Origin of the sequence: Paenibacillus konkukensis (genome assembly GCF_023523925.1) — a bacterium.
Taxonomy (GTDB): Bacteria; Bacillota; Bacilli; order Paenibacillales; family NBRC-103111; genus Paenibacillus_S; species Paenibacillus_S doosanensis.
The window spans coordinates 352723-372418 of record NZ_CP027059.1 but is presented as its reverse complement, the minus strand read 5'-3'; the positions used below and the strand labels follow the sequence as shown (position 1 = coordinate 372418).

The window sequence follows — 19696 nt, the reverse complement described above, 5'->3', positions numbered from 1 at the left end:
AAATAATCAAACAAAAATAAAGATTTTGTATGTTCTATTTGGAAAAATTCGTGTATGATCGTGGGTAACGGACCCTACGCCCATGATTAAATCACACTTGACGAGAGGAAGGATGCAGGGTGAAAAAGACGTTGTACCGGGTCGCGATTTCGGGATTAGGCAACAGGGGATGGTCCCACCTCGCAGGATTTGCAGCCCATGCGGACCGCTTTCAGGTCAGCGCCGTTTGCAGCTCGAGCGCGGATAAGCTGAGGATCGTAAAAAGCCGCTTCGAGGACTGTCTTACATATTCCGACACCGAGAAGATGTTGGCGGAGGTAAGGCCGGATGTGTTTTGCTTCGCCACCCCGCCGAGCGTTAGGCTGTCCTATGTGCGGCTGGCCGCCCGATATGGAGTGAAGGCCATTGCGATGGAGAAGCCGATCGCGGGCTCTTTGCAGGAAGCTAGGGAAATCTCGCGGATTTGCAGCGAGCACGGCATTCAAGTCGTCGTTTGTCACCAGCATAAATATTTGCCTTCGTTTGTAAGATTAAAGCAGTTTGTACAATCGGGAGATATCGGCGAGATCGTCCGTATTCACGGGAAAACGCGGGGATGGCTGTACAATTCGGGAACCCATTTCGTCGATTATTTGCTGTGGATCAACGGCGGCGTCAAAGCCGATTGGGTCGTCGGCCACGTGCACGGCAAAGGCAAGCTGGAGGACAGCCATCCGTCTCCGGAGTATGCTTTGGGCGAGCTGCATTTCGGCAACGGGGTTACCGGGATTATCGAATGCGGCTACTTAAGCCCGCCCTACTTGTCCGAAGACAGATTTTGGACCGATAACCGGCTGACGGTGCATGGGACTCACGGCTACGCCTGGGCGGAAACGGACGGACGATGGGGGCCTTCACCAGACATTCGCAGGGACAAGTGCTGGAAGGGCAGGAGGCGGCCTGGTCGCCGGAGGTCAAGGACGCCATTCAGGCGGATTACACGAAAGATTTGGCCGACTGGATGGATGACCGCAGCAAGCTCCACCCGTGCAATTTCGACATCAGCGAGCACGGATACGAAATATTGTACGCCATTTGCGCCAGCTCCCTCGACCACGCCCGCATCGATTTGCCGCTTCAGAGCCGGCTGCACGGGGACATCATCGGACGCATGGAGCAGGAGCTTCCCGACGTCTCCACAGAACATTAGAACAGTAGAACATTAAAACATCGAATTTGCAAACGGTTTCAAAAACGGTTGGAGAATCAAATGGGCGCCGCAGCGGTTTCACCACACTGTTAAAGCTATGGAGGTAGCAGATGAGAATCAAGCGTATTCCCAATACCGAATTGTCGCCTTCGGTACTTTGTCTGGGCACATCCCATTTCGGAGATACCGTGGATCGGGACACTTCGTTCGAGCTGATGGACCGTTTTCTGGAGCAGGGAGGCAGCTTCCTCGATACGGCCAAAGTATACGGGGACTGGGTGCCCGGCGAACGGAGTCTCAGCGAAAAAACGATCGGGCAGTGGCTGACATCGCGCAAAGCGCGAAGCCGGGTCGTGCTCGCAACGAAAGGGGCGCACCCGCATCTGAAAACAATGCAGGTGCCTCGTTTAAACAGAGAAGACATCATTGCCGATGTCGAAGAGAGCCTTCGCCATCTGCAGACGGACTATATCGACCTGTACTGGCTGCACCGCGACGATCGCGAGCGCTCGGTAGAAGACATTATGGAAACGATGAACGATTTGGTCCGCCAGGGCAAAATCCGCTGCTTCGGCTGCTCGAATTGGCGGTCGGACCGGATTGAAGCCGCGCAGCAGGCGGCGATGCGTCACGGCTTGCAGGGCTTTGCGGCGAGCCAAATCAAATGGAGCCTCGCTTCGTATCCCGCAGGGAACGATCCTACGATGGTCGCGATGGACGAGAAGGAGCTGCTCTATCACGAGCGGTCGGACTTGCCCGCGGTGCCGTATAATTCGCAGGCGGCCGGATTTTTCAGCGGGCGTTACCGGAGCGCGGATTTGCTGCAGGCTGGTGCCGATGCCGTCAAGACGCATAAGCTGGCTTCCGCGGCGAACATCGGCAAGCTGAAGCTCGTCGAGGAGACGGCCTTGCGCCTCAGCCTCACCATGACGCAAGTCGCACTCGGCTATTTGTTGTCCCGCGAGTTTCCGGTGTTCCCTATTATAGGATGCAAAACGGCCGAGCAATTGGCAAGCTCATGCGCCGCAGGCGCTCTGGACGATACGGTATTGGCCGAATTGCGAAACATCCGGTTTCATCCTTAACATCATAAGGGGAGGAGAGGATTCCTAATGATCGATGCGAGCGAGTTCAAAACGCCGTCTGCGGAATACCGCATTTACCCGTTCTGGTTCTGGAACGGCGATATGGAGGAAGCGCAGATCGATGAGCAAATCCGCGAAATGGCCGATAAAGGGCTGGGCGGCTTTTTCCTTTGCGCCAGGCAGGGCGTGACGATTCCTTACCTATCCGACGCCTGGTTCGAGAAGGTGGCCTATGCCGTCGAGAGAGCGAAGCGGCACGGTCTGCTCGTCTGGCTGTACGACGAGTATCCTTACCCGAGCGGCATTGCCGGAGGGGAAGTGATTCTGGAGCATCCGGACGCCAAGCATCGCACGCTGGAGCACCGCTGCGTCACTGCGGAGAACGGAGAGGCCGTCGATTTCGAGCTTCCTTGGGGCAGAACGGTTTCGGCCACCGCCGTACCGATCGATCCCCGCACCGGGGAGAAGCGGTGGGACCTGCAAATCGATGTCAGCTCCCGTATCGGCAATGCCCAAGCCGACCCCGTGTTTCAGAAAACCGGACTGACAGCCTACAACACCAAACGTTTCTTCACCTACCGCACCGTCAAAAAGCTGCGCTGGACAGCCCCAGCCGGCCGCTGGGAAATTCACGTATTCATGGAAGCGGAGATTCAGGATTACAAATATTACGGCACGTTCGTCGATTTCGGCCATGAAGAAGCGATGCGCACGTTCATCAAGCTGACCCATGAGCGGTACAAGCAGACGGTCGGACAATATTTTGGCACGACGATCAAGGGCATGTTTACGGATGAAACCGGGTATTTGGGCCGTCTTCCATGGTCTTCCCGCATGCCGCAGCGGTTTGCGGCCAAAGCCGGTTACGAGGTGAAAGACCGTCTGAACGCGCTGGTCGATTCAGCCTACGAAGGAGCGGCCCGATTCCGGTACGATTTGTTTCAGGCGGCCAATGACGTATTGCGGGAAAGCTATCATAAGCAATGCCGCGATTGGTGCGACGAGAACGGGCTTCAATATATAGCCGAGGTGCCGGCGGTTCGCATGACGACCCAGTTGTACAGTCATGTGGTCGGCTCGGACAGCGCCCATGAGAAGCTCGGCCGTTCGCTCGACTGGGTGATCGACAAATATTACGCCAATTTTCGCTCCAATCCGAAAATGGCGAGTTCGCTCTCCAGACAGCTCGGCCATGAACGGGTGCTGTGCGAGTGCTTCCACAGCGTCGGCTGGTCGATGACGCTGCAGGACGCCAAATGGATGATCGATCGGATGGCGGCCATGGGCATCAACTTTTTCAACTTCCATTCCTTCTTCTATACGCTGGACGGGCTTGCCAAGCATGATGCTCCGCCCTCGCAGTTTATGCAAAATCCGTACTGGAGACATTTCGGCGAGCTCAGCGATTATGCCGGACGAATCAGCTATATGATGAGCCGAGGCTCCGCGGTGCGTGACATCGCGCTGCTGGACCCGACGACCAGCCTCTGGACCCATCTGGGCAACCCGATCCATGCGACGGTCAAAGGATTCGATTACGTCGGCTGCGAGGAACAAGAGAAGCTCCGGCTGGAGCGGCTCAAAGCCGACTGGAGCCAAATCGGCAAGGAGCTGCTGATGGCGCAGCGGGATTACGATCACCTGGATACGGAGCTGCTGGAACGCGCCGAGGTGCGAGAGGACAAGCTGGTTATCGGCTCTGCCGTCTACTCTATTTTGGTTATACCGCCTATAAGCAATCTGGAAGCGGCCGCCTGGTCCAAAATCAACGAATTTGCCCGCGCGGGAGGCAAGGTCGTCTTCACCGGGCTGCTGCCTTACGAAAAGATTGAAGAGGGCAGTCCTTCCGAGGCGGAGGTTGCGGCGCTGCTTGGCTTGAGCGAAACGTATCAAGAGAACTATTGGAATAACGCGGGCGATGAGCGGCCGCAAGATCCGTGGATCAAAGGCGGGAACAGCTTTTATTTTATACCTCCTTCTCAAGCGGAAGGCGGCGAGCTGAGCGGGCGATTGCTCGCGCTGCTCAGCGAATTGAAGGAACCGGCGGTGCGGTTTGGCGACGACGGCCGGACATACCGCAATTTCTTGATGCAGGTTCGCGCTATCGGCGATCATCGTGTCGTGTTTGTCAGCAATCAGGAAGGGGAGACGCAGAAGATCAAGCTGCAGCTGGGTGCGGAGCTAACCGGGAACATGGATAGAGAGTCGTTCCAAATCCGCAGACTGAACCTGGAAACCGGAGAAGCGGAGCCCGTCGCTTGCGAGGCGGACGATAACGGCTGGACCGTCGCTTTAAGCTTCGCGCCTTATGAGTCGCATTTACTGGAGCTCGGCCGGCTTTCCGGCGGTCAAGAAGATTCGGCCGCATCCGCAGAGCGGTGCGATATAGAGCTGGATGCTTCCGGCGTCTGGGAGGTGAAGGCGGAGGGACATAATGCGATCCGGTTCGACCGCTTCCAATTAAGTCTATACAATGCTGAAAATAACAAGGCGGGCGAAGGAACGGTTGACGTCAAGACGTTTATCGACCAATGCGACGATCTGGCGGCGTCATCCGCTGCCCGGCTTCCGCTTCAGTTCGATCAATTGTTCGGCACGCCGAAGAAATTGTCGATCCAATATCCGGTTCGCTGCACGTATGAAACGGAGTTTATTGTCCAGGAGATGCCCAGCGAATGCGAGCTGATGATGGACCGAGGCGCGATATCCGGAGATTACGTCATCAAGATAAACGGAACGCCGCTTTTGCAATCCGATTTTCAGTCGGCGTTTATCTACGATCATCTCAATATCGTTTGCCCGATTAGGAGGCACTTAAAATCCGGCGTGAACCGGCTGACGGTGGATATGACCGTTCGGCACGATTGGGACGGCGTGATCGACGCATTGTATGTGCAAGGCGACTTCGCCGTTCAGTTTAACGGGCAAACGGTTCCCGTCATTGCGCGTCCCGTCGGCAGAGTACCGCTTGCGGCGGGACCTTGCCCGGAATATCCTTACTATGCAGGAACGTTGATATACAAAAAGTCGTTTGAGCTGAGCAAGTTGCCGGAGAAGGGCACTTTCCATCTGACATTCAGCCGCTGGGACCCGGCATTTCACGATTGCGCAGAAGTATATGTCAACGGACACCGGATCGGAGTAAGGCCTTGGTCGCCTTACCGGTGGAGCGGAGATGCCGCGGTATGGAAGCAAGGAAGCAATACCGTCGAGGTGAAGGTAAGCACTTCGCTGGCAGGACTGCTGGAAGGCAAATATTTCGATTACAGCGCCCATGTGCTGCGCGACGTCAGGAGCGCGGAATAACAAGTTGATCCAAGGCGGCCCGTTCCGGGCCGCCTTCAGCATGGAGGTGCGGCCGACAGCAAGCATTGGCGGTACTACCTGCGGGGAGGATTCGATTTGCCTCAAATGAAAGCGCTTTAAAAAAAGGGGCGCAATAAAGCTTGATTGCTCAAGCTTTATCGCGGATTCGTTCTTACAATTCAGGATGATACAGCGCTTCGGCCAGCAGCACGATCACTAACGCTTGTCCGTAGGCGGTCGGCGCGAAAACGATCTTTTTGTAATCCTCTTTGCTCTCGCAAATCGGAGTTCCCGCGGAAACGTTCAGCACCGTGCCGTCTTCGGAGATGTTCTTCAGCACCGCGGCAACCGCATTGCGGCATGGCTCCAGGTAGCTTGCGTCCAACAGGCCGAGGCGGATTCCCTTCAGAATGCCCGCCGTAATCGCAGCCGAACCGGATACTTCCGTGTAGCTGTCCCGATCGTCGAGCAGAGTATGCCACAGGCCGCTTTCATGCTGCAATTCGACCAGCTTGTCCACTTGGGCTTTGTAGGTGCCGAAAATCAGCTCGCGGGACTCCGCCGTCATAGAATCCTGCATGATTTCCAAAAATTCGGGAGCGGCCAGTGTAAACCAGCTGTTGCCGCGGCACCAATGCGCTGCGCTGAAATTGTTTAGATTATTAAAATCGTAGCCATGGAAGAACAAGGAATTTTCGGGGCTGAAGATATATTGGATATGAAGCGCGAATTGGTAAGCCGCCTCGTTCATCCATGCCGCATTATTATATTTTTTGCCCATTTTGGCGGTGAACAGCACCACCATGAACAACGTATCGATCCAAATTTCCTGGTCATGCAGGTTTAATTCGAATTTGGACGTATTGCCGGAGGTGACGTGCTGAATTCCGTTCTCTTTCGTCCGCGGGCATTCCCGCTCAACCCATTGCATCCATTCCAATGCCAGCTTCTCGATGCTCGGCAAATCCATCAGCGTAAGCAAAGGGGCCGTCGTGTTGACGTTTTTGAGCGGCAGCCCGCGCTCGATCTGTTCGTTGGACCAGTTCAAGAAGAATTCCCGGTAACCGCCGTCAAAGCCTTCTTGATTGGTCAGTTTATTTAAGCCGTACAAGCCGATGCCCTGCGGCCAGTCCCACTCGTCCATGCCGAAGTCGCGAGGGAAGTACCCCAAGGCTTTGCCCTCGTCGGACAACTCCTTTAATTGGCTCTCGTTATCGGGTCTTTTTAAATTCAGCAGCTGATTGATGACTTTTTTTAATTCGCGTTGGATCGTTTCCTGCATGACGGCAGCTCCTTTTTGTTTATGTTTGTTTTATTGCGATTACCGGAACAAGCAAAGCGCTTAACCGGGTGTAAAACAATATAAAGACAGAACTCACTTGTCATTGTATCTTCTTTCGATCTTTCGGGCAACGAAAAATATCATTTCCTGCAAATAAATCGCGTTCTTCCTCGCTTATTCCGGGACCTCCCGGCGCAAATGGCCGATAAATTCGTCCAAAACGGCGGATTGGCTGCGGTCCTCGTTGAAAGCGACGTAGACGTAGCGGTTGTAGCTGTTTTGCGGAATTTGCCGGACCAGCAGCTCCCCGCGTTCGACCTCCTTGCGAACGGCAAGGCGGGATACGAACGAGACGCCTTCGCCGAGCATGACGGTTTGTTTGATCGCTTCCAGCGAATCGAATTCCATCTGTCCCCGCAGCTCGATCCGGTTGCTCTGCGCCCACTTCGCCGTCAGCTGGCGGGTGCTGGACTCCGGACTGTGCAGCAGAAAAGGAACCTGCTCGAGCTGGTCGGGATACAGCTGCGGTTGACGGGCCAGTCCGTGCTGCGGCGACATAATCAGCACGAGCTCGTCCTCGCAAAGCGTCTCGGACAGCAGCGGGGGGAGCTGGAACGGCTCGCAGGAAATGATCCCGAGATCGATCTCGTGATTAAGGATCAGCTCTTTGATCACCGGCGCGGTCCGGATCATAAGGGACAGGCTGATTCTCGGGTAGGCTCTGGCGAATTCGCTTAAAATGCGCGGCAGCATATACGTTCCCGGCACGTAGCTCGCGCCGATTTTCAGACTGCCTCTGCCGAGCTGATCGAATTCTTTGACGACTCTTGCGGCTTCTTGCGCCAGTGAATTGATTTTAACCGAGTAATGAAACAACGACTTGCCGGCTTCGGTCAAATGCACTTTCCCCGAGCGGTGCTCGAATAACGATACACCCAGCTCCTGTTCCAAGCTTTTCATATGGAAAGTGATCGTCGGCTGCTTTAAACCGAGCGCTTCGGCAACCGCCGTAATCTTTTTATGCCTCTCCAGCAGTTCTACGATTTGCAGCTTCAACAGATTTATATTCATAGGTTTGGCTGTCCTCCCGTTCCTTCCATTCGGTAAACCGTACGCAACCAGTATAGAAAAAATCTATGGATTTGAATAGAATCCATTGATATTTTTAACAAAATCTTTACGTGGCGATAATATTTCTCTGCATTTGAGCTTGTACACTGTGAATAGATTGACTGACAGATAGGAAGGGAAATCCATGGATGTCGTAATTCAAGGTTTACAAAAATCGTTCGATGACGTGCAGGCGCTGCATGCTACGGATCTGCGCATCCGTCAAGGCCGCTTCACGACGCTGCTTGGGCCCTCGGGCTGCGGCAAGACGACGCTGCTGAGGATGATCGCCGGGCTGGAAACTCCGGATCAAGGGGAAATTGCCGTCGGAGACGAGTGCATGTATTCGAGCGCCCGCCGCATCGAACAGCCGGCTCACCGGCGCGGGTTCGGCATGGTCTTTCAAGATTTTGCGCTATGGCCCCATATGACCGTGTTCGAGAACGTAGCCTTCGGGCTGCGGGCGTCGGGAAAGACCAAAGATTTGAAGCGCCAGGTGCAGGAAGCGGTTGATCAGGTCCGGCTCGGCGGGATGGAGGACCGATACCCCCATCAGCTGTCGGGAGGACAGCAGCAGCGGGTAGCCTTCGCCCGGGCCGTCGTAACGAAGCCCCGGCTCGTCTTGTTCGACGAGCCGCTCAGCGCGCTCGATGCGATGCTCCGCGACGAAATGCGGCTCGAGCTGATCAGTCTGGTGCGGGATATCGGACTCACCGCGCTGTATGTCACGCATGATCAGACCGAGGCGATGTCTATGTCCGATGAAATCGTCGTCATGAAGCAGGGGAGAATTTTGCAGATCGGCCGGCCGGAGGACATCTACGGCGCGCCGGAGCATCCTTTCGTCGCCCAGTTTATCGGCAAATCCAATTGGCTGGCGAAAGACCGGAGTCTGGTGCGGCCGGAGCATATCCGCTGGCGGCCGGAGGACGAAGCGGAAGACAAAGAACAAAGGTATACGGGCACGATTCGCAGTGTCAGCTATTTGGGGGATCGTTATGAAGTGCAGCTCGACATGGGGGAACTGGGGCTCTGGACGGCTTATCATCAGCGAAGGCTGCCGCATGGAGAACAAGCGAACCTGTATGTGTCGGAAAAGCATATTCATCATATTTCATAATTTATAGGAGGCTTAATCAATGAAAACGAGAATGACGACAGGTTTGAAAAACGGGGCGCTGCTGCTGCTAACGGCTGTGGTAGGCTTCAGCATCGCAGGATGCGGCACGACGCAGCAAGCGGCGTCCACGAACGGAGCGGCTCCGAAGGCGGGAGGGGCGGCCGCGGAGCCGGCCAAAACGGAGGCGAAGCAGGAAGAGAAGAAGCTGAGCGGCAAGCTGGTGGTCTACAGCGCAGGGCCGAAGGAACTGGCGGAAAGCATCCAGAAGGGCTATGAAGCTAAAACCGGCGTCAAAATTGAGATGTTCCAGGGCACCACAGGAAAAATTCTGTCTCGTATGGAAGCGGAAAAAGCGAATCCGGTCGTCGACGTCGTCGTCCTCGCTTCGCTGCCGTCGGCCCAAGGGCTTAAGAAGAGCGGAATGACGCTGGAGTATAAAGAGGCGAAAAATGCGGATAAGCTGATTCCCGAATGGTCCGATAAAGACGGCAATTTCTTCGGCTACAGCGCCTCTGCGCTCGGCATCGGCTATAATACGAAGCTGGTAAAAACGCCTCCGAAGGAATGGGCCGATCTGACGAAGGAAGAGTGGAAGGGTAAAATCAATATTCCCGATCCCGCCTTGTCCGGCTCGGCGCTCGACTTCGTCACAGGCTACCTCAGCACCAGAGGCGATTCCGGCTGGGAGCTGCTAGACCAGTACAAGAAGAACGGCGCGGTCATGGCAGGCGCCAACCAGGAGGCGCTCGACCCGGTCATTACCGGCTCCAAGAGCATCGTAGCCGCAGGCGTCGACTATATGACCTATCAGGCAAAAGCCAAAGGCGAGCCGATCGATATGATCTATCCTGCGAGCGGCACGGTGATCAGCCCGCGTCCGGCCGCCATCGTCAAGACAAGCAAAAATGTGGACAATGCCAAAGCGTTTATCGACTACTTGCTGTCGGACGAAGCGCAGAAAATGGTCGCCGAGACGTACCTGCTGCCGGGCCGCAAAGACGTAGCAGCCAAAGATCGTCCCGGCGTCGAGCAAATTCCGCAAATGAAAGTCGATTGGGCTTGGATGGATACCAACGGCGACGCGGTTACAAAGAAATTTACCCAGCTGTTTAAGTAGAGGCGAATGATGCAGAGAGCAAAGACGGTTTCGCATAAACATCTTGGGATGACGCTAGCCTTGCTGCTTCTGGCGATGCTTGTGGTCGTCCCGCTTTTTTTCATCCTAATGACGAGCGTCCGCACCGGAGAGAAGCTGGACCTGCTCGCGCCGCTGCGCGCCATCGCGGAGAATGAACTTGGCGAAGTATTCTGGAATTCGATTTGGCTCGGGCTGTGGGTCGTCGCCGGAGCGACGATGCTGGCGCTGCCGCTGGCCTGGATTTTATCCCGGACGGAGCTGAAACGGCACGGCTGGCTCGACATCGTGCTGTTAATTCCGTTTATGACGCCGCCTTACATCGGTTCCATGGGCTGGATTTTGTTCATGCAGACGAACGGTTATCTGGAGCAGCTGCTGCCCGCGGCGGCTGCGGTGACGCCGGTTTTCTTCAGCCAGGTCGGGATGATCGCGATTATGAGCTTCCATCTGTTCCCGTTCCTGTACTTGATCTTGCGCAACGCGCTCCTGCAGATCGGAGGCGGCAAGGAAGAAGCGGCTGCGGTGCACGGCGGCGGGTTTTTGTACAGTTTCCGGCGCATCGTTCTGCCGCTGCTGCTATCCAGCTATGCGATGGGTGCGCTGCTCATCTTCGTCAAAACGATCGCCGAGTTCGGCACGCCTGCGACCTTCGGCCGCAAAATCGGCTACTATGTGCTTACGTCGGAAATTCATAAATACATTTCGAGCTGGCCGATCGATTTCGGCAAAGCGACGGCGCTGGCTTCCGTGCTGCTGAGCACTTGCCTGCTAGGAGTCTGTCCGACGGAGTTACTTTTGTAGGTCCCTTCGGAGTAAGACTCGGTTTTCAAATGATTTTTCATCACGATTTGAGTATAATCACTGTGTCTTTCTTTGCCTTTGTGGGAGTTACGCCGCTTTTTTACGTTTTTGGGCAGACCTCTCCCGTTTATACACCGTGGATGGTTTGGGATATTTGGCAGAATGAAGCTTTCTTAAATTATAGCTTAAAGCCAAAAGGACGAACTCACCCTCAACCTTATCTTCGCCACGGAGGTGAAACTGACGAAAGCCCTGACATTCTTTCATTTGCCCCCACGCGGGTTCCACGATGGCTTTACGTAACCGGTAAATGTCTTTACCGGCATCGCTTTGCACTTTGGTTCTCATGGCTTCTCGGATCGGATCGCCTTCATTGCGTTTGACCCTTCGTTTACCGGATCCGGACTTAACGCAGTCCTTTTGAAACGGGCAGGTCAGGCAGGCATCGCTCATATACACCCATTGAGTCGCTTTTTGAGGATCCTTTTCATAGTATGTGTACTTGTGGATCAGCGTTTGTCCCGCTGGGCACACATAGGTATCCGTTTCCGGGATATACGTAAAGTTGGTTTTATCGTACGGATTCCCGTGCGGCTTGTTTTCACGGGTTGCCGCGATGTAGGCGTCGGTCTCGGCCTTCGTCGCCGCCTGAATGTTGTCCGCACTAAAGTACCCTGCGTCCGCACTCACTTTCTCGGGCACCTTTCCCGTTATGTTGCGGATGGAACCGAGCACCGGCTGGAATTGGTGTTGGTCGCTGCTGCTAGGGTTCATCTGCAGTCCGACGATGAATCCCTGATCCGCATCTACGGCAATTTGCGGATTATATCCTTGGATGACGCCTTGGGTTTTCGTATCCATGATTTGGGAATCTGGATCGGTAAAGTTGAATTGATCTTTGTCCGGTGTCTTCGATTCCTCTACCGGTTTGCGAGTTTCCAACTGTCTGAGCGCCTCTCTGATTTTTTCAAGTCGGGATTGGCGATTGGTCACCGATTCCGGCAACAGCGAAAGGGGCTCTTCGTTCTCTTGGTCGTCTATCTGGCCGGCTTGCTCGAGAGCTTCGCGGATTTCCTTTTCCAGACGCTCGATTTCCTGGTTCATCCGATCTCGCGACATCGACTTATGCTTCGATGCATGGGCTTTCAGCTTCGAACCATCGATGCTGACATGACCGAGGGACACGTACCCTAGCTGTATGGCGATGTGTACCACTTGTTTGAAAAGTCCCGGTAATGATTCGAGGTGATCCTTTCGAAAATCGCTGAGCGTACGGAAATCCGGTCGATGGCCGCCACATAGCCAACGAAAAGGAATATTTTCATCCATAGCCTGACGAAGGGTCCGGGAGGTGAACACACCCGTAGCATAGCCATAGAACCATAACTTCAAAAGCATGGCGGGGTGATAGGCTTCTTCTCCGCGATGGGAATACCGATTTGTCATGACCGTGAGATCCAACTGATCCACGATGTCGCTAACAAGCCGCACTAAATGATCTTCAGGGATCCAATCGCTCAAATACATCGGAAACAATTCACCTTGTTCCGTGGAGTAAGATTTAAATTTTGCCATAAACCACACACCCTTTTTTACCAGATAAACAGATTACAGTTAAGTTTCGCGACGAAACTATGCTTTTCCTGTTTCGTCGGACAGACTCCTAGTCTGGTATGTACAGAGCGTCGTCAGCCGGCGGTTCACCTATTCGCTCGTCGGCGGCAAGGGCACGCGCGGCAAGCTGTACCGGCTGAACGGCTGGACGCGCGCGCTTGTCTGGCTGTACGTAGTGGGCCTGCTGCTGCTGTCCATCGGCGTGCCGTATTTTTCGATCATCGCCGCCTCGATGATGAAGCTGCGCGGCGCGGGCCTCGAATGGTCCAACATGACGCTTGCCAACTACTCGGAGCTTTTGGCCTGGGGATCGAAAAGCATGGAAGCGCTCATGAACAGCCTCGGCTTGTCATTGGCGGCGGCGACGATATCGGTCCTGCTCGGCACTTATTTCGCGCTGATGATCGGGCGCGCCCGGTCATGGCCGCAGCGCATCGCCGACCTGTTCAGCGTGCTGCCGAATACGGTGCCGGGCATCGTCATCGTCGTCGGCTTAATATTGCTATGGAACGCGCCGTGGAACCCGGTTCCGCTGTACAATACGTACGGGATGGTCGTGCTGACGTATGTCGTCTTCTTCCTGCCGTATACCGTGCAGTATGTCAAAGCGAATTTCGCCCAATTGGACGAATCGCTGTTTCAGGCGGGACGCGTATTCGGGGGAAGCGCGGCGTATATTTTCCGGCGCATTCTGCTGCCGCTGATCGTTCCAGGGATGCTGGCCGGATGGATGATGACTTTCACTATCTCGGTTCGCGAATTGGTCGCGTCGCTGATGATATTGCCGCCGTCTATGGAAACGTCGGCGACCTATATATTTTCACAGTTCGAGCAGGGCAAGGTGTCTCTCGGGATGGCGATGGCCGTCGTCTCCGTCGGGCTGACCACGCTGCTGCTGCTCGGCATTAACCTATTGAGCGCCAGACAAAAGTGGAGTGTGAAATAATGCAAGTTACCGTATGGGGCGGAGCCGGAGAACATGGCCGCTCCTGCTATTTGATCGAACATCGTCAAACCCGCTTGCTGCTGGACTGCGGGGTGAAGAAGGAAGGGCCCGGAGCATATCCTTCCTTAGTCGGGGAGACCGCGGCCGGGCTCGACGCGGTCTTCTTGTCCCACGCCCACGAGGATCATTCCGTAGCGATCCCGCTGCTTTATAAGCTCGGCTACCGCGGGGCCGTATGGACGACGCGCGCAACGGTCCGGCAGCTGCCGGCTTATTTCCGCGCCTGGAAGCAGTACGTCGCTGCGCAAGGAGCGCCGCTGCCCTACGAGGAAGAACATATCGACGCGATTCAATACGCGTATTTGGAAGAAACCGCCGGCCCCGGGGAGTGGCTCGCGCTTTCGCCGAAGCTGAGCGTCTGCTGGGGCCGCAGCGGCCATCTGCCCGGCTCGGTTTGGCTGCTGCTGAACATCGAAGGCCGGCTCGCCTTCTTCTCCGGCGATTACACGTCGGAGTCGGCGCTGCTGGCGGCCGACATACCGGCGTTGCCCGCCGCGGAGCTTCGCAGCGGGGAAGAGGCGCAGCCGGTCCTCGGCGGCGCGGGGCGGAGCTTGGCCCGGGCGAACGGGCCGACCGTCGACCTGGCGATCGTCGACGCGGCGTACGGCGGCGATCCCGATTCCCAGGGCGAGAAGCTGGCGCTGCTGAAGGCCGCAGTCGGCGAAGCGCTGCATCGCGGCGAGACGGTGCTGCTGCCCGTTCCGGTCTTCGGAAGAGGGCAGGAGCTCTTGCTGTGGGCGCAGGAGACGTTCCCGGACGTCCGCATCGTCGCGGAGAAGGAGATTGTCGACGGACTGGCCGACATGCTGCAGTGGCGTGCCTGGCTGCGCGAGAATGCCGCGGGCCGCATCGCCCGGGGGCTTCAACACGGCTGCATGACGGTTGTGGACGATCCGGCCGGCCGGGAACGGGCGATCGGCGCTGCGCCGGCCGCAGCCATCGTCTTCACAAGCGACGGGATGATGCAATCCGCCAAATGCCGGTGGTATTACGAGGTGCTCAAGCGCCGTGGCGGCTACCGCGTCATTTTGACCGGACATCTCGCCCAAGGAAGCTTGGGCCGCCGTCTGATCACCGGACAAGATGGCGGAGTCGGCGATCCGGCAGCGCGTTTTGTCCGGTACAAGGTGCATCAGGGCAAGCCCGACGTTCGGGCGATGCTGGATGCGCTGCCGAGCAAGGAAACCGTGCTGGTGCATGCGGGCAAAGAGACTACGGACGCATTAAGCGCCGAGCTCGCGCGGGAAGGGTATGCAGGTCTTCATTCGCTAGTTATTGGCGACGCTCTGCAAGCGAATTCCAAGGAATAAACATAGCCCGTTCAAGCTGGGATTTTGCTTGAGCGGGCTATTGGCATGCCATCCAAACATCCGATTTCAGCAGCGTTTGGGAGGATCAAACGGAAGCTGCAGCGAACTTGTTCACCTTACTTTTAAAACTTAAAATTGAAGCTGTATAAAAAGGATATGGGCGGAGCTTCTCGAATTTGTATATAAGCAAATATTTCCTGATCTCTCAGGGAAGGAGCCCGAACATGATTCATTCATGGAAAAACTTGAAGGTACAGCAAGACCCGCGTACGGTATTGTTAGGGTAAAACATACAAAGCAGGCTGACGGCGCCATTCATTCGGATATCGAAGCGCCGGAGGGCGTATCGGTCTTCAAGGATTGAGCATGTATGCTCAGGCGCGTTTCATCACAGCATATAAGAGTCGCGAGAAGTCGAGGTTTTAGCGAGAAGCAAGGGGGCCAACTTGAAATATTCCCTTTCTTCATCATAAATTCATAATTTCTTCATCATACCTTCATGATGAAAACGACGGTTTGCGTTATTATTTTACATGAACCTATATCAAACCCAAATTTAAGGAGGAAACATCATTATGTCTCTTATCGGAAAAGAAGTTCTACCATTTAAAGCATCGGCTTATCATAACGGCAAGTTTATCGACGTTTCGGAAGCGGATTTCAAAGGGAAATGGAGCGTCGTTTGCTTCTATCCTGCCGACTTCACATTCGTATGCCCGACTGAGCTTGAAGATTTGCAAAATCAATATGAAACGCTGAAAAGCCTTGGCGTTGAAGTATATTCCGTTTCCACGGACACTCATTTTACACATAAAGCTTGGCATGACAGCTCCGAGACGATCGGAAAAATTACTTATATTATGATCGGCGATCCATCGCATACGATCTCCCGCAATTTTGACGTGCTGATCGAAGCCGACGGCGTTGCGGACCGCGGTACGTTCATTATCGATCCGGACGGGGTCATTCAAGCTCTTGAGATCAATGCAGGCGGCATCGGCCGTGATGCAAGCATTCTGGTAAACAAAGTGAAGGCTGCTCAATATGTACGCAACAATCCGGGCGAAGTATGCCCTGCGAAATGGCAAGAAGGCGGTAAAACGCTGAAGCCAAGCCTCGATCTTGTAGGAAAAATCTAAGGAGCGGAAGCTTATGGCACTCGACGCAGATATCAAGGAACAACTAGGTCAATACCTGCAGCTCATGGAAGGCGACGTGCAGATTCAAGTGAGCGCAGGGTCCGATGCCGTATCCGGTGAGATGTTGGAGCTGCTGGACGAAATCTCCGGCATGTCCTCCAGAATCACGGTCGAGAAAACCGAACTGTACCGTACGCCAAGCTTCAGCGTGAACCGTGCGGGGGAAAATACAGGGGTTGTTTTTGCCGGCGTTCCTTTGGGACATGAGTTTACTTCCCTGGTGCTCGCGCTGCTGCAGGCAAGCGGCAGACCGCCCAAGGTAGAACAGCCTCTCATTGATCAGATCAAGGGCATCCGCGGCGAATACCGCTTCGAAACTTATGTCAGCTTGAGCTGCCATAATTGTCCCGACGTCGTGCAGGCATTGAACCTGATGAGTATCCTGAATCCGGGCATCAGTCATACGATGATCGACGGCGCCGCGTTCAAAAACGAGGTCGAAACCAGAGACGTCATGGCCGTGCCGTCGGTTTATCTGAACGGCGAGGCGTTCGGCAGCGGGCGCATGACGCTCGAAGAGATACTTGCCAAGCTGGGGACGGCTCCGGACGCGTCCGAATTTGCGGATAAAGAGCCGTACGACGTGCTTGTCGTCGGGGGAGGTCCCGCCGGCGCCAGCGCGGCGATCTATGCGGCTCGCAAAGGCATCCGCACCGGGATTGTCGCCGAACGCTTCGGCGGCCAGGTTATGGATACGATGGGCATCGAAAACTTCATCAGCGTCAAATATACCGAAGGCCCCAAGCTTGTAGCGAGTCTTGAGGAGCATGTGAAGGAATACGGCATTGACGTCATGAAGCTTCAGCGCGTCAAGCGTCTGGAAAAGAAGGATCTCATCGAAGTCGAACTTGAAAACGGCGCGGTGCTGAAAAGCAAAACCGTCATTGTCTCGACCGGCGCACGCTGGCGCAATGTCGGCGTTCCCGGCGAAGCGGAATTCAAGAACAAAGGCGTTGCCTACTGCCCTCATTGCGACGGCCCGCTGTTCACAGGGAAGCATGTCGCCGTCATCGGCGGCGGCAACTCCGGCATCGAGGCGGCGATTGATCTGGCAGGCATCGTAAAGCATGTGACGGTGCTCGAATTCATGCCCGAATTGAAAGCCGATGCCGTGCTGCAGAAGCGGCTTTACAGCCTGCCGAACGTAACGGTACACAAAAACGTGCAGACTAAGGAAATTACCGGTACGGACAAAGTAGACGGAATTGCTTATGTCGATCGGGAATCGGGACAAGAGCATCATGTGGAATTGCAGGGCGTGTTCGTTCAGATCGGTCTTGTTCCCAATACCGATTGGCTGGCCGACACCGTTGAACGCACGCGCTTCGGCGAAATCGTCGTAGACCGCCACGGCGCGACGAACGTCCCTGGCGTATTCGCCGCAGGCGATTGCACCAACAGCCCGTATAAGCAGATCATCATCTCGATGGGATCGGGCGCCAATGCAGCGTTAGGCGCATTCGATTACCTCATTCGAAATTAATAACGGATAGGCTCCCTTTTGCCGCAGGCAGATTTAACATCTGCCTCGGTAGGAGGGAGTCTTTTTTTGCCGCAGCGGCTTTTTTCCACCCGGCATTGATGTGATCCCGGACCTAGTTGAAGACCGACAGTCCTATGTTTATAGGCTGCTGAGCGTATTTTCGACAGCGGCGAGTTCCATTATGATGGGAATAGAAACAAATATCGGCAATCAGATACCGAAGCCCTCGCTTACTTTATCCCGCCGTTCCTGTTCGGCTGCCTGCTGGCCGCCGCGGGGATCGTTACAATGGGAAGCAACCGAAAGGCGTGACGGCATCACAGGTTCGATAATTTGGTATTGGCGGTGAAGACGAACAACAATGGAACAACAAACGATAATAATGACAATTGCGGATGAAATATCCGATAGCTTGAACGAATGGTTCGATCAAATCGAAAAGCTGGATGCCGGCAAAACCGTGCGGCGCACATCCTTGCAGATCGGCATCCATGATTATGCCCGGTTCGAGTATGACGAGGGGGACATCCGCGTGTTCTCGTTCGACGATGATTGGGGCTCGCCGGAAGTCGAGCGCAAGGGAGCGAGAGCGACGGAACCGCTCACCACGGAACAGATTACGGAAGAGCTGCTGCCGCTGCTGAGAGAAAAGCTGTCGAGCCGCATTCGAGCTTACGACGACAGTCCCTTGCTCCATTACCGATTCAAGATTGCGGGCAAATGGACGACGGCCGAAGGCCCGCTAAACGTCATCGTCGTCGATTATATCAATGAACGCAAGAAAACGGAGCTGCTGGAGCGAATGGATCAATATATCCGAAATCAGCTCAACGCCAAGGAGTATCCGACAGATCCGCTGGAAAGCTTTTTCCTCTCCAATCATCTGCTTGATCCCGGTCTGTACCCGGCTATGGATGTCGACCAATGGCTGCGCATCTACGACAGGGTTATGGAGCTGAACAAGAAAAACAAGGAGAAGCTGGACGAGCATAGGGCTACGTTCATTCGCGCATTGCGCGGCTGGACCGAAAACGAATTTCTTCCGATCTATTTTCATTGCTCCAAACCGGAATGGGGACTCCCTTCCTACACGAAAAAAGAGGGCATCGATCTGTCCGTCATCGACCCGCAGCAGATGCGGCTCGCTTTGCAGACGGCGATCCTGATCATTAAGCACGAACCGAATTACAGCCGAAGCACAGGCATCGGGCTGCTGGAGCTGCTGCAGGAGCTCGGCAGTGCCGAGGCGCAGCGGTGCATCGGAGAAGGCAGCGGCACGTTCGACCCGGCGGACGTCGCTTACAAGGACGAACGTCTCGAATGCAGCGCTAACGATATTTTTGCGACGGTAACGATTCATATCCGGGAGGAGAGCGCGGACAGCTATGCAAAAGCTCTTGATTTTATTTGCAATCTGCTGAGCAAGGGTTTCTCCAGAAGTTACCAAATCAAGCTGAAATCGAAGGCCAAACAGCAGCTGCCCGTCCCCGGCTTGGCCAAATCGCAGACGCATCGGTTCTTTGCCAACGCGCTGCAATATCGCGAGCTGTTCCCGAAGCTGGAAGCTTATGCGCAGCTAGCTATGGGAGAGTTCGAATGGTACGGCGATACGGAGGGGGAGAAGAACTGCATGCCGGGCACTTATGCCGTATTCGGCCTCGGGCTGGCGGACAAGCGCTATTTCCCGCTGGTGGAAGCTTATATGAGCCTGGTCGATCAGGAGCATCAATCGGTACAGCAGCCGTTTGCGCTCGCGCTGATTCAGCATTACGGCGTCGACGCATCGACGCTTCCGACCGTCGCAGCTTCTCTTATGCGCTGCAATGAGGGGAAGTTCGCCAAGGAGCGGGCCCGATTCGAAACGGCAGCCAATTTACAAGCTCTGTTAGCGTTGATGGAGCCGTTCGATACCTACGAGGCCGAGCATTTGATCGATATGATCTGGGGAGGCAGGAAAAACCTGGAGACGCGGGCGCGGAAGGAAAAGGACGAAGAGGTGCGGCGGCTGTTCACCGCGCTGTCGGCGCGAATGGACAAGCGCAGGTAAGACGGA

General features: G+C 55.1%; 12 protein-coding genes and 2 pseudogenes. 11 read left to right on the top strand and 3 right to left on the bottom strand.

Translation table 11 applies throughout. The annotated features are described in order from the left end of the window. The first annotated feature begins 119 nt into the window (after positions 1–119). The 3 genes from SK3146_RS01570 to SK3146_RS01560 all read left to right on the top strand — a co-directional run bounded on the left by SK3146_RS01570 (position 120) and on the right by SK3146_RS01560 (position 5580). Complete coding sequence (locus tag SK3146_RS01570) at positions 120–1205, top strand: Gfo/Idh/MocA family protein (protein WP_249863406.1); 1086 nt, start codon at positions 120–122, stop codon at positions 1203–1205. Between the two features lie 94 nt (positions 1206–1299). After that, positions 1300–2274, top strand: coding sequence for an aldo/keto reductase (locus SK3146_RS01565; protein WP_249863405.1), 975 nt, complete (start codon positions 1300–1302; stop codon positions 2272–2274). A 27-nt stretch (positions 2275–2301) separates the two neighbouring features. Next, complete coding sequence (locus SK3146_RS01560; RefSeq protein ID WP_249863404.1) at positions 2302–5580, top strand: glycosyl hydrolase; 3279 nt, start codon at positions 2302–2304, stop codon at positions 5578–5580. 172 nt (positions 5581–5752) lie between these two features. On the opposite strand, the gene SK3146_RS01555 is transcribed toward SK3146_RS01560, so the two are convergent. After that, positions 5753–6862 (bottom strand): glycoside hydrolase family 88/105 protein, encoded by a 1110-nt coding sequence (locus SK3146_RS01555; RefSeq protein WP_249863403.1) that lies wholly within the window; start codon positions 6860–6862, stop codon positions 5753–5755. Between the two features lie 174 nt (positions 6863–7036). Continuing rightward, positions 7037–7933 (bottom strand): LysR substrate-binding domain-containing protein, encoded by an 897-nt coding sequence (locus SK3146_RS01550; RefSeq protein WP_249863402.1) that lies wholly within the window; start codon positions 7931–7933, stop codon positions 7037–7039. Positions 7934–8117: 184 nt separating this feature from the next. Between SK3146_RS01550 and SK3146_RS01545 the strand changes: the two genes are divergently transcribed. The 3 genes and pseudogenes from SK3146_RS01545 to SK3146_RS01535 form a co-directional block, all read left to right on the top strand. After that, on the top strand, positions 8118–9092 hold the full coding sequence (locus SK3146_RS01545; protein WP_249863401.1) for an ABC transporter ATP-binding protein: 975 nt from the start codon (positions 8118–8120) through the stop codon (positions 9090–9092). A gap of 19 nt (positions 9093–9111) precedes the next feature. Continuing rightward, a complete protein-coding gene (locus tag SK3146_RS01540; protein ID WP_249863400.1) occupies positions 9112–10209 on the top strand; it encodes an ABC transporter substrate-binding protein in 1098 nt (365 codons plus the stop codon). A 9-nt stretch (positions 10210–10218) separates the two neighbouring features. Further along, positions 10219–11001, top strand: a pseudogene (locus tag SK3146_RS01535) (ABC transporter permease); the annotation flags it as partial. A gap of 117 nt (positions 11002–11118) precedes the next feature. Here SK3146_RS01535 and SK3146_RS01530 read toward each other — a convergent pair. Beyond that, the gene (locus SK3146_RS01530) at positions 11119–12606 is read right to left on the bottom strand and encodes an IS1182 family transposase (RefSeq protein ID WP_249861671.1); all 1488 of its coding nucleotides are present in this window, start codon (positions 12604–12606) and stop codon (positions 11119–11121) included. An 85-nt stretch (positions 12607–12691) separates the two neighbouring features. On the opposite strand from SK3146_RS01530, the pseudogene SK3146_RS01525 reads away from it, so the two are divergent. From SK3146_RS01525 to SK3146_RS01505, 5 genes and pseudogenes are all read left to right on the top strand, one after another. Beyond that, positions 12692–13591: pseudogene (locus SK3146_RS01525) on the top strand (ABC transporter permease); the annotation flags it as partial. After that, complete coding sequence (locus SK3146_RS01520) at positions 13591–14961, top strand: MBL fold metallo-hydrolase (RefSeq protein WP_249863399.1); 1371 nt, start codon at positions 13591–13593, stop codon at positions 14959–14961. The pseudogene SK3146_RS01525 and the gene SK3146_RS01520, both read left to right, overlap by 1 nt. A 575-nt stretch (positions 14962–15536) precedes the next feature. Next, positions 15537–16100, top strand: a complete 564-nt coding sequence (gene ahpC / locus SK3146_RS01515) for an alkyl hydroperoxide reductase subunit C (RefSeq protein ID WP_249863398.1) — start codon at positions 15537–15539, stop codon at positions 16098–16100. A gap of 13 nt (positions 16101–16113) precedes the next feature. Next, positions 16114–17643: an alkyl hydroperoxide reductase subunit F gene (ahpF, locus tag SK3146_RS01510; RefSeq protein WP_249863397.1), complete on the top strand. Its 1530-nt coding sequence runs from the start codon at positions 16114–16116 to the stop codon at positions 17641–17643. Between the two features lie 382 nt (positions 17644–18025). Next, positions 18026–19690: a DUF6138 family protein gene (locus SK3146_RS01505; protein ID WP_249863396.1), complete on the top strand. Its 1665-nt coding sequence runs from the start codon at positions 18026–18028 to the stop codon at positions 19688–19690. Positions 19691–19696: the final 6 nt, after the last annotated feature.

Excerpts from the sequence above, each read along its gene's own strand:
- SK3146_RS01565 (WP_249863405.1), top strand. The coding sequence starts at position 1,300 with ATGAGAATCAAGCGTATTCCCAATACCGAATTGTCGCCTTCGGTACTT.
- SK3146_RS01560 (WP_249863404.1), top strand. The coding sequence starts at position 2,302 with ATGATCGATGCGAGCGAGTTCAAAACGCCGTCTGCGGAATACCGCATT.
- SK3146_RS01555 (WP_249863403.1), bottom strand. The coding sequence starts at position 6,862 with ATGCAGGAAACGATCCAACGCGAATTAAAAAAAGTCATCAATCAGCTG.
- SK3146_RS01550 (WP_249863402.1), bottom strand. The coding sequence starts at position 7,933 with ATGAATATAAATCTGTTGAAGCTGCAAATCGTAGAACTGCTGGAGAGG.
- SK3146_RS01545 (WP_249863401.1), top strand. The coding sequence starts at position 8,118 with ATGGATGTCGTAATTCAAGGTTTACAAAAATCGTTCGATGACGTGCAG.
- SK3146_RS01540 (WP_249863400.1), top strand. The coding sequence starts at position 9,112 with ATGAAAACGAGAATGACGACAGGTTTGAAAAACGGGGCGCTGCTGCTG.
- SK3146_RS01530 (WP_249861671.1), bottom strand. The coding sequence starts at position 12,606 with ATGGCAAAATTTAAATCTTACTCCACGGAACAAGGTGAATTGTTTCCG.
- SK3146_RS01520 (WP_249863399.1), top strand. The coding sequence starts at position 13,591 with ATGCAAGTTACCGTATGGGGCGGAGCCGGAGAACATGGCCGCTCCTGC.
- ahpC (WP_249863398.1), top strand. The coding sequence starts at position 15,537 with ATGTCTCTTATCGGAAAAGAAGTTCTACCATTTAAAGCATCGGCTTAT.
- ahpF (WP_249863397.1), top strand. The coding sequence starts at position 16,114 with ATGGCACTCGACGCAGATATCAAGGAACAACTAGGTCAATACCTGCAG.
- SK3146_RS01505 (WP_249863396.1), top strand. The coding sequence starts at position 18,026 with ATGACAATTGCGGATGAAATATCCGATAGCTTGAACGAATGGTTCGAT.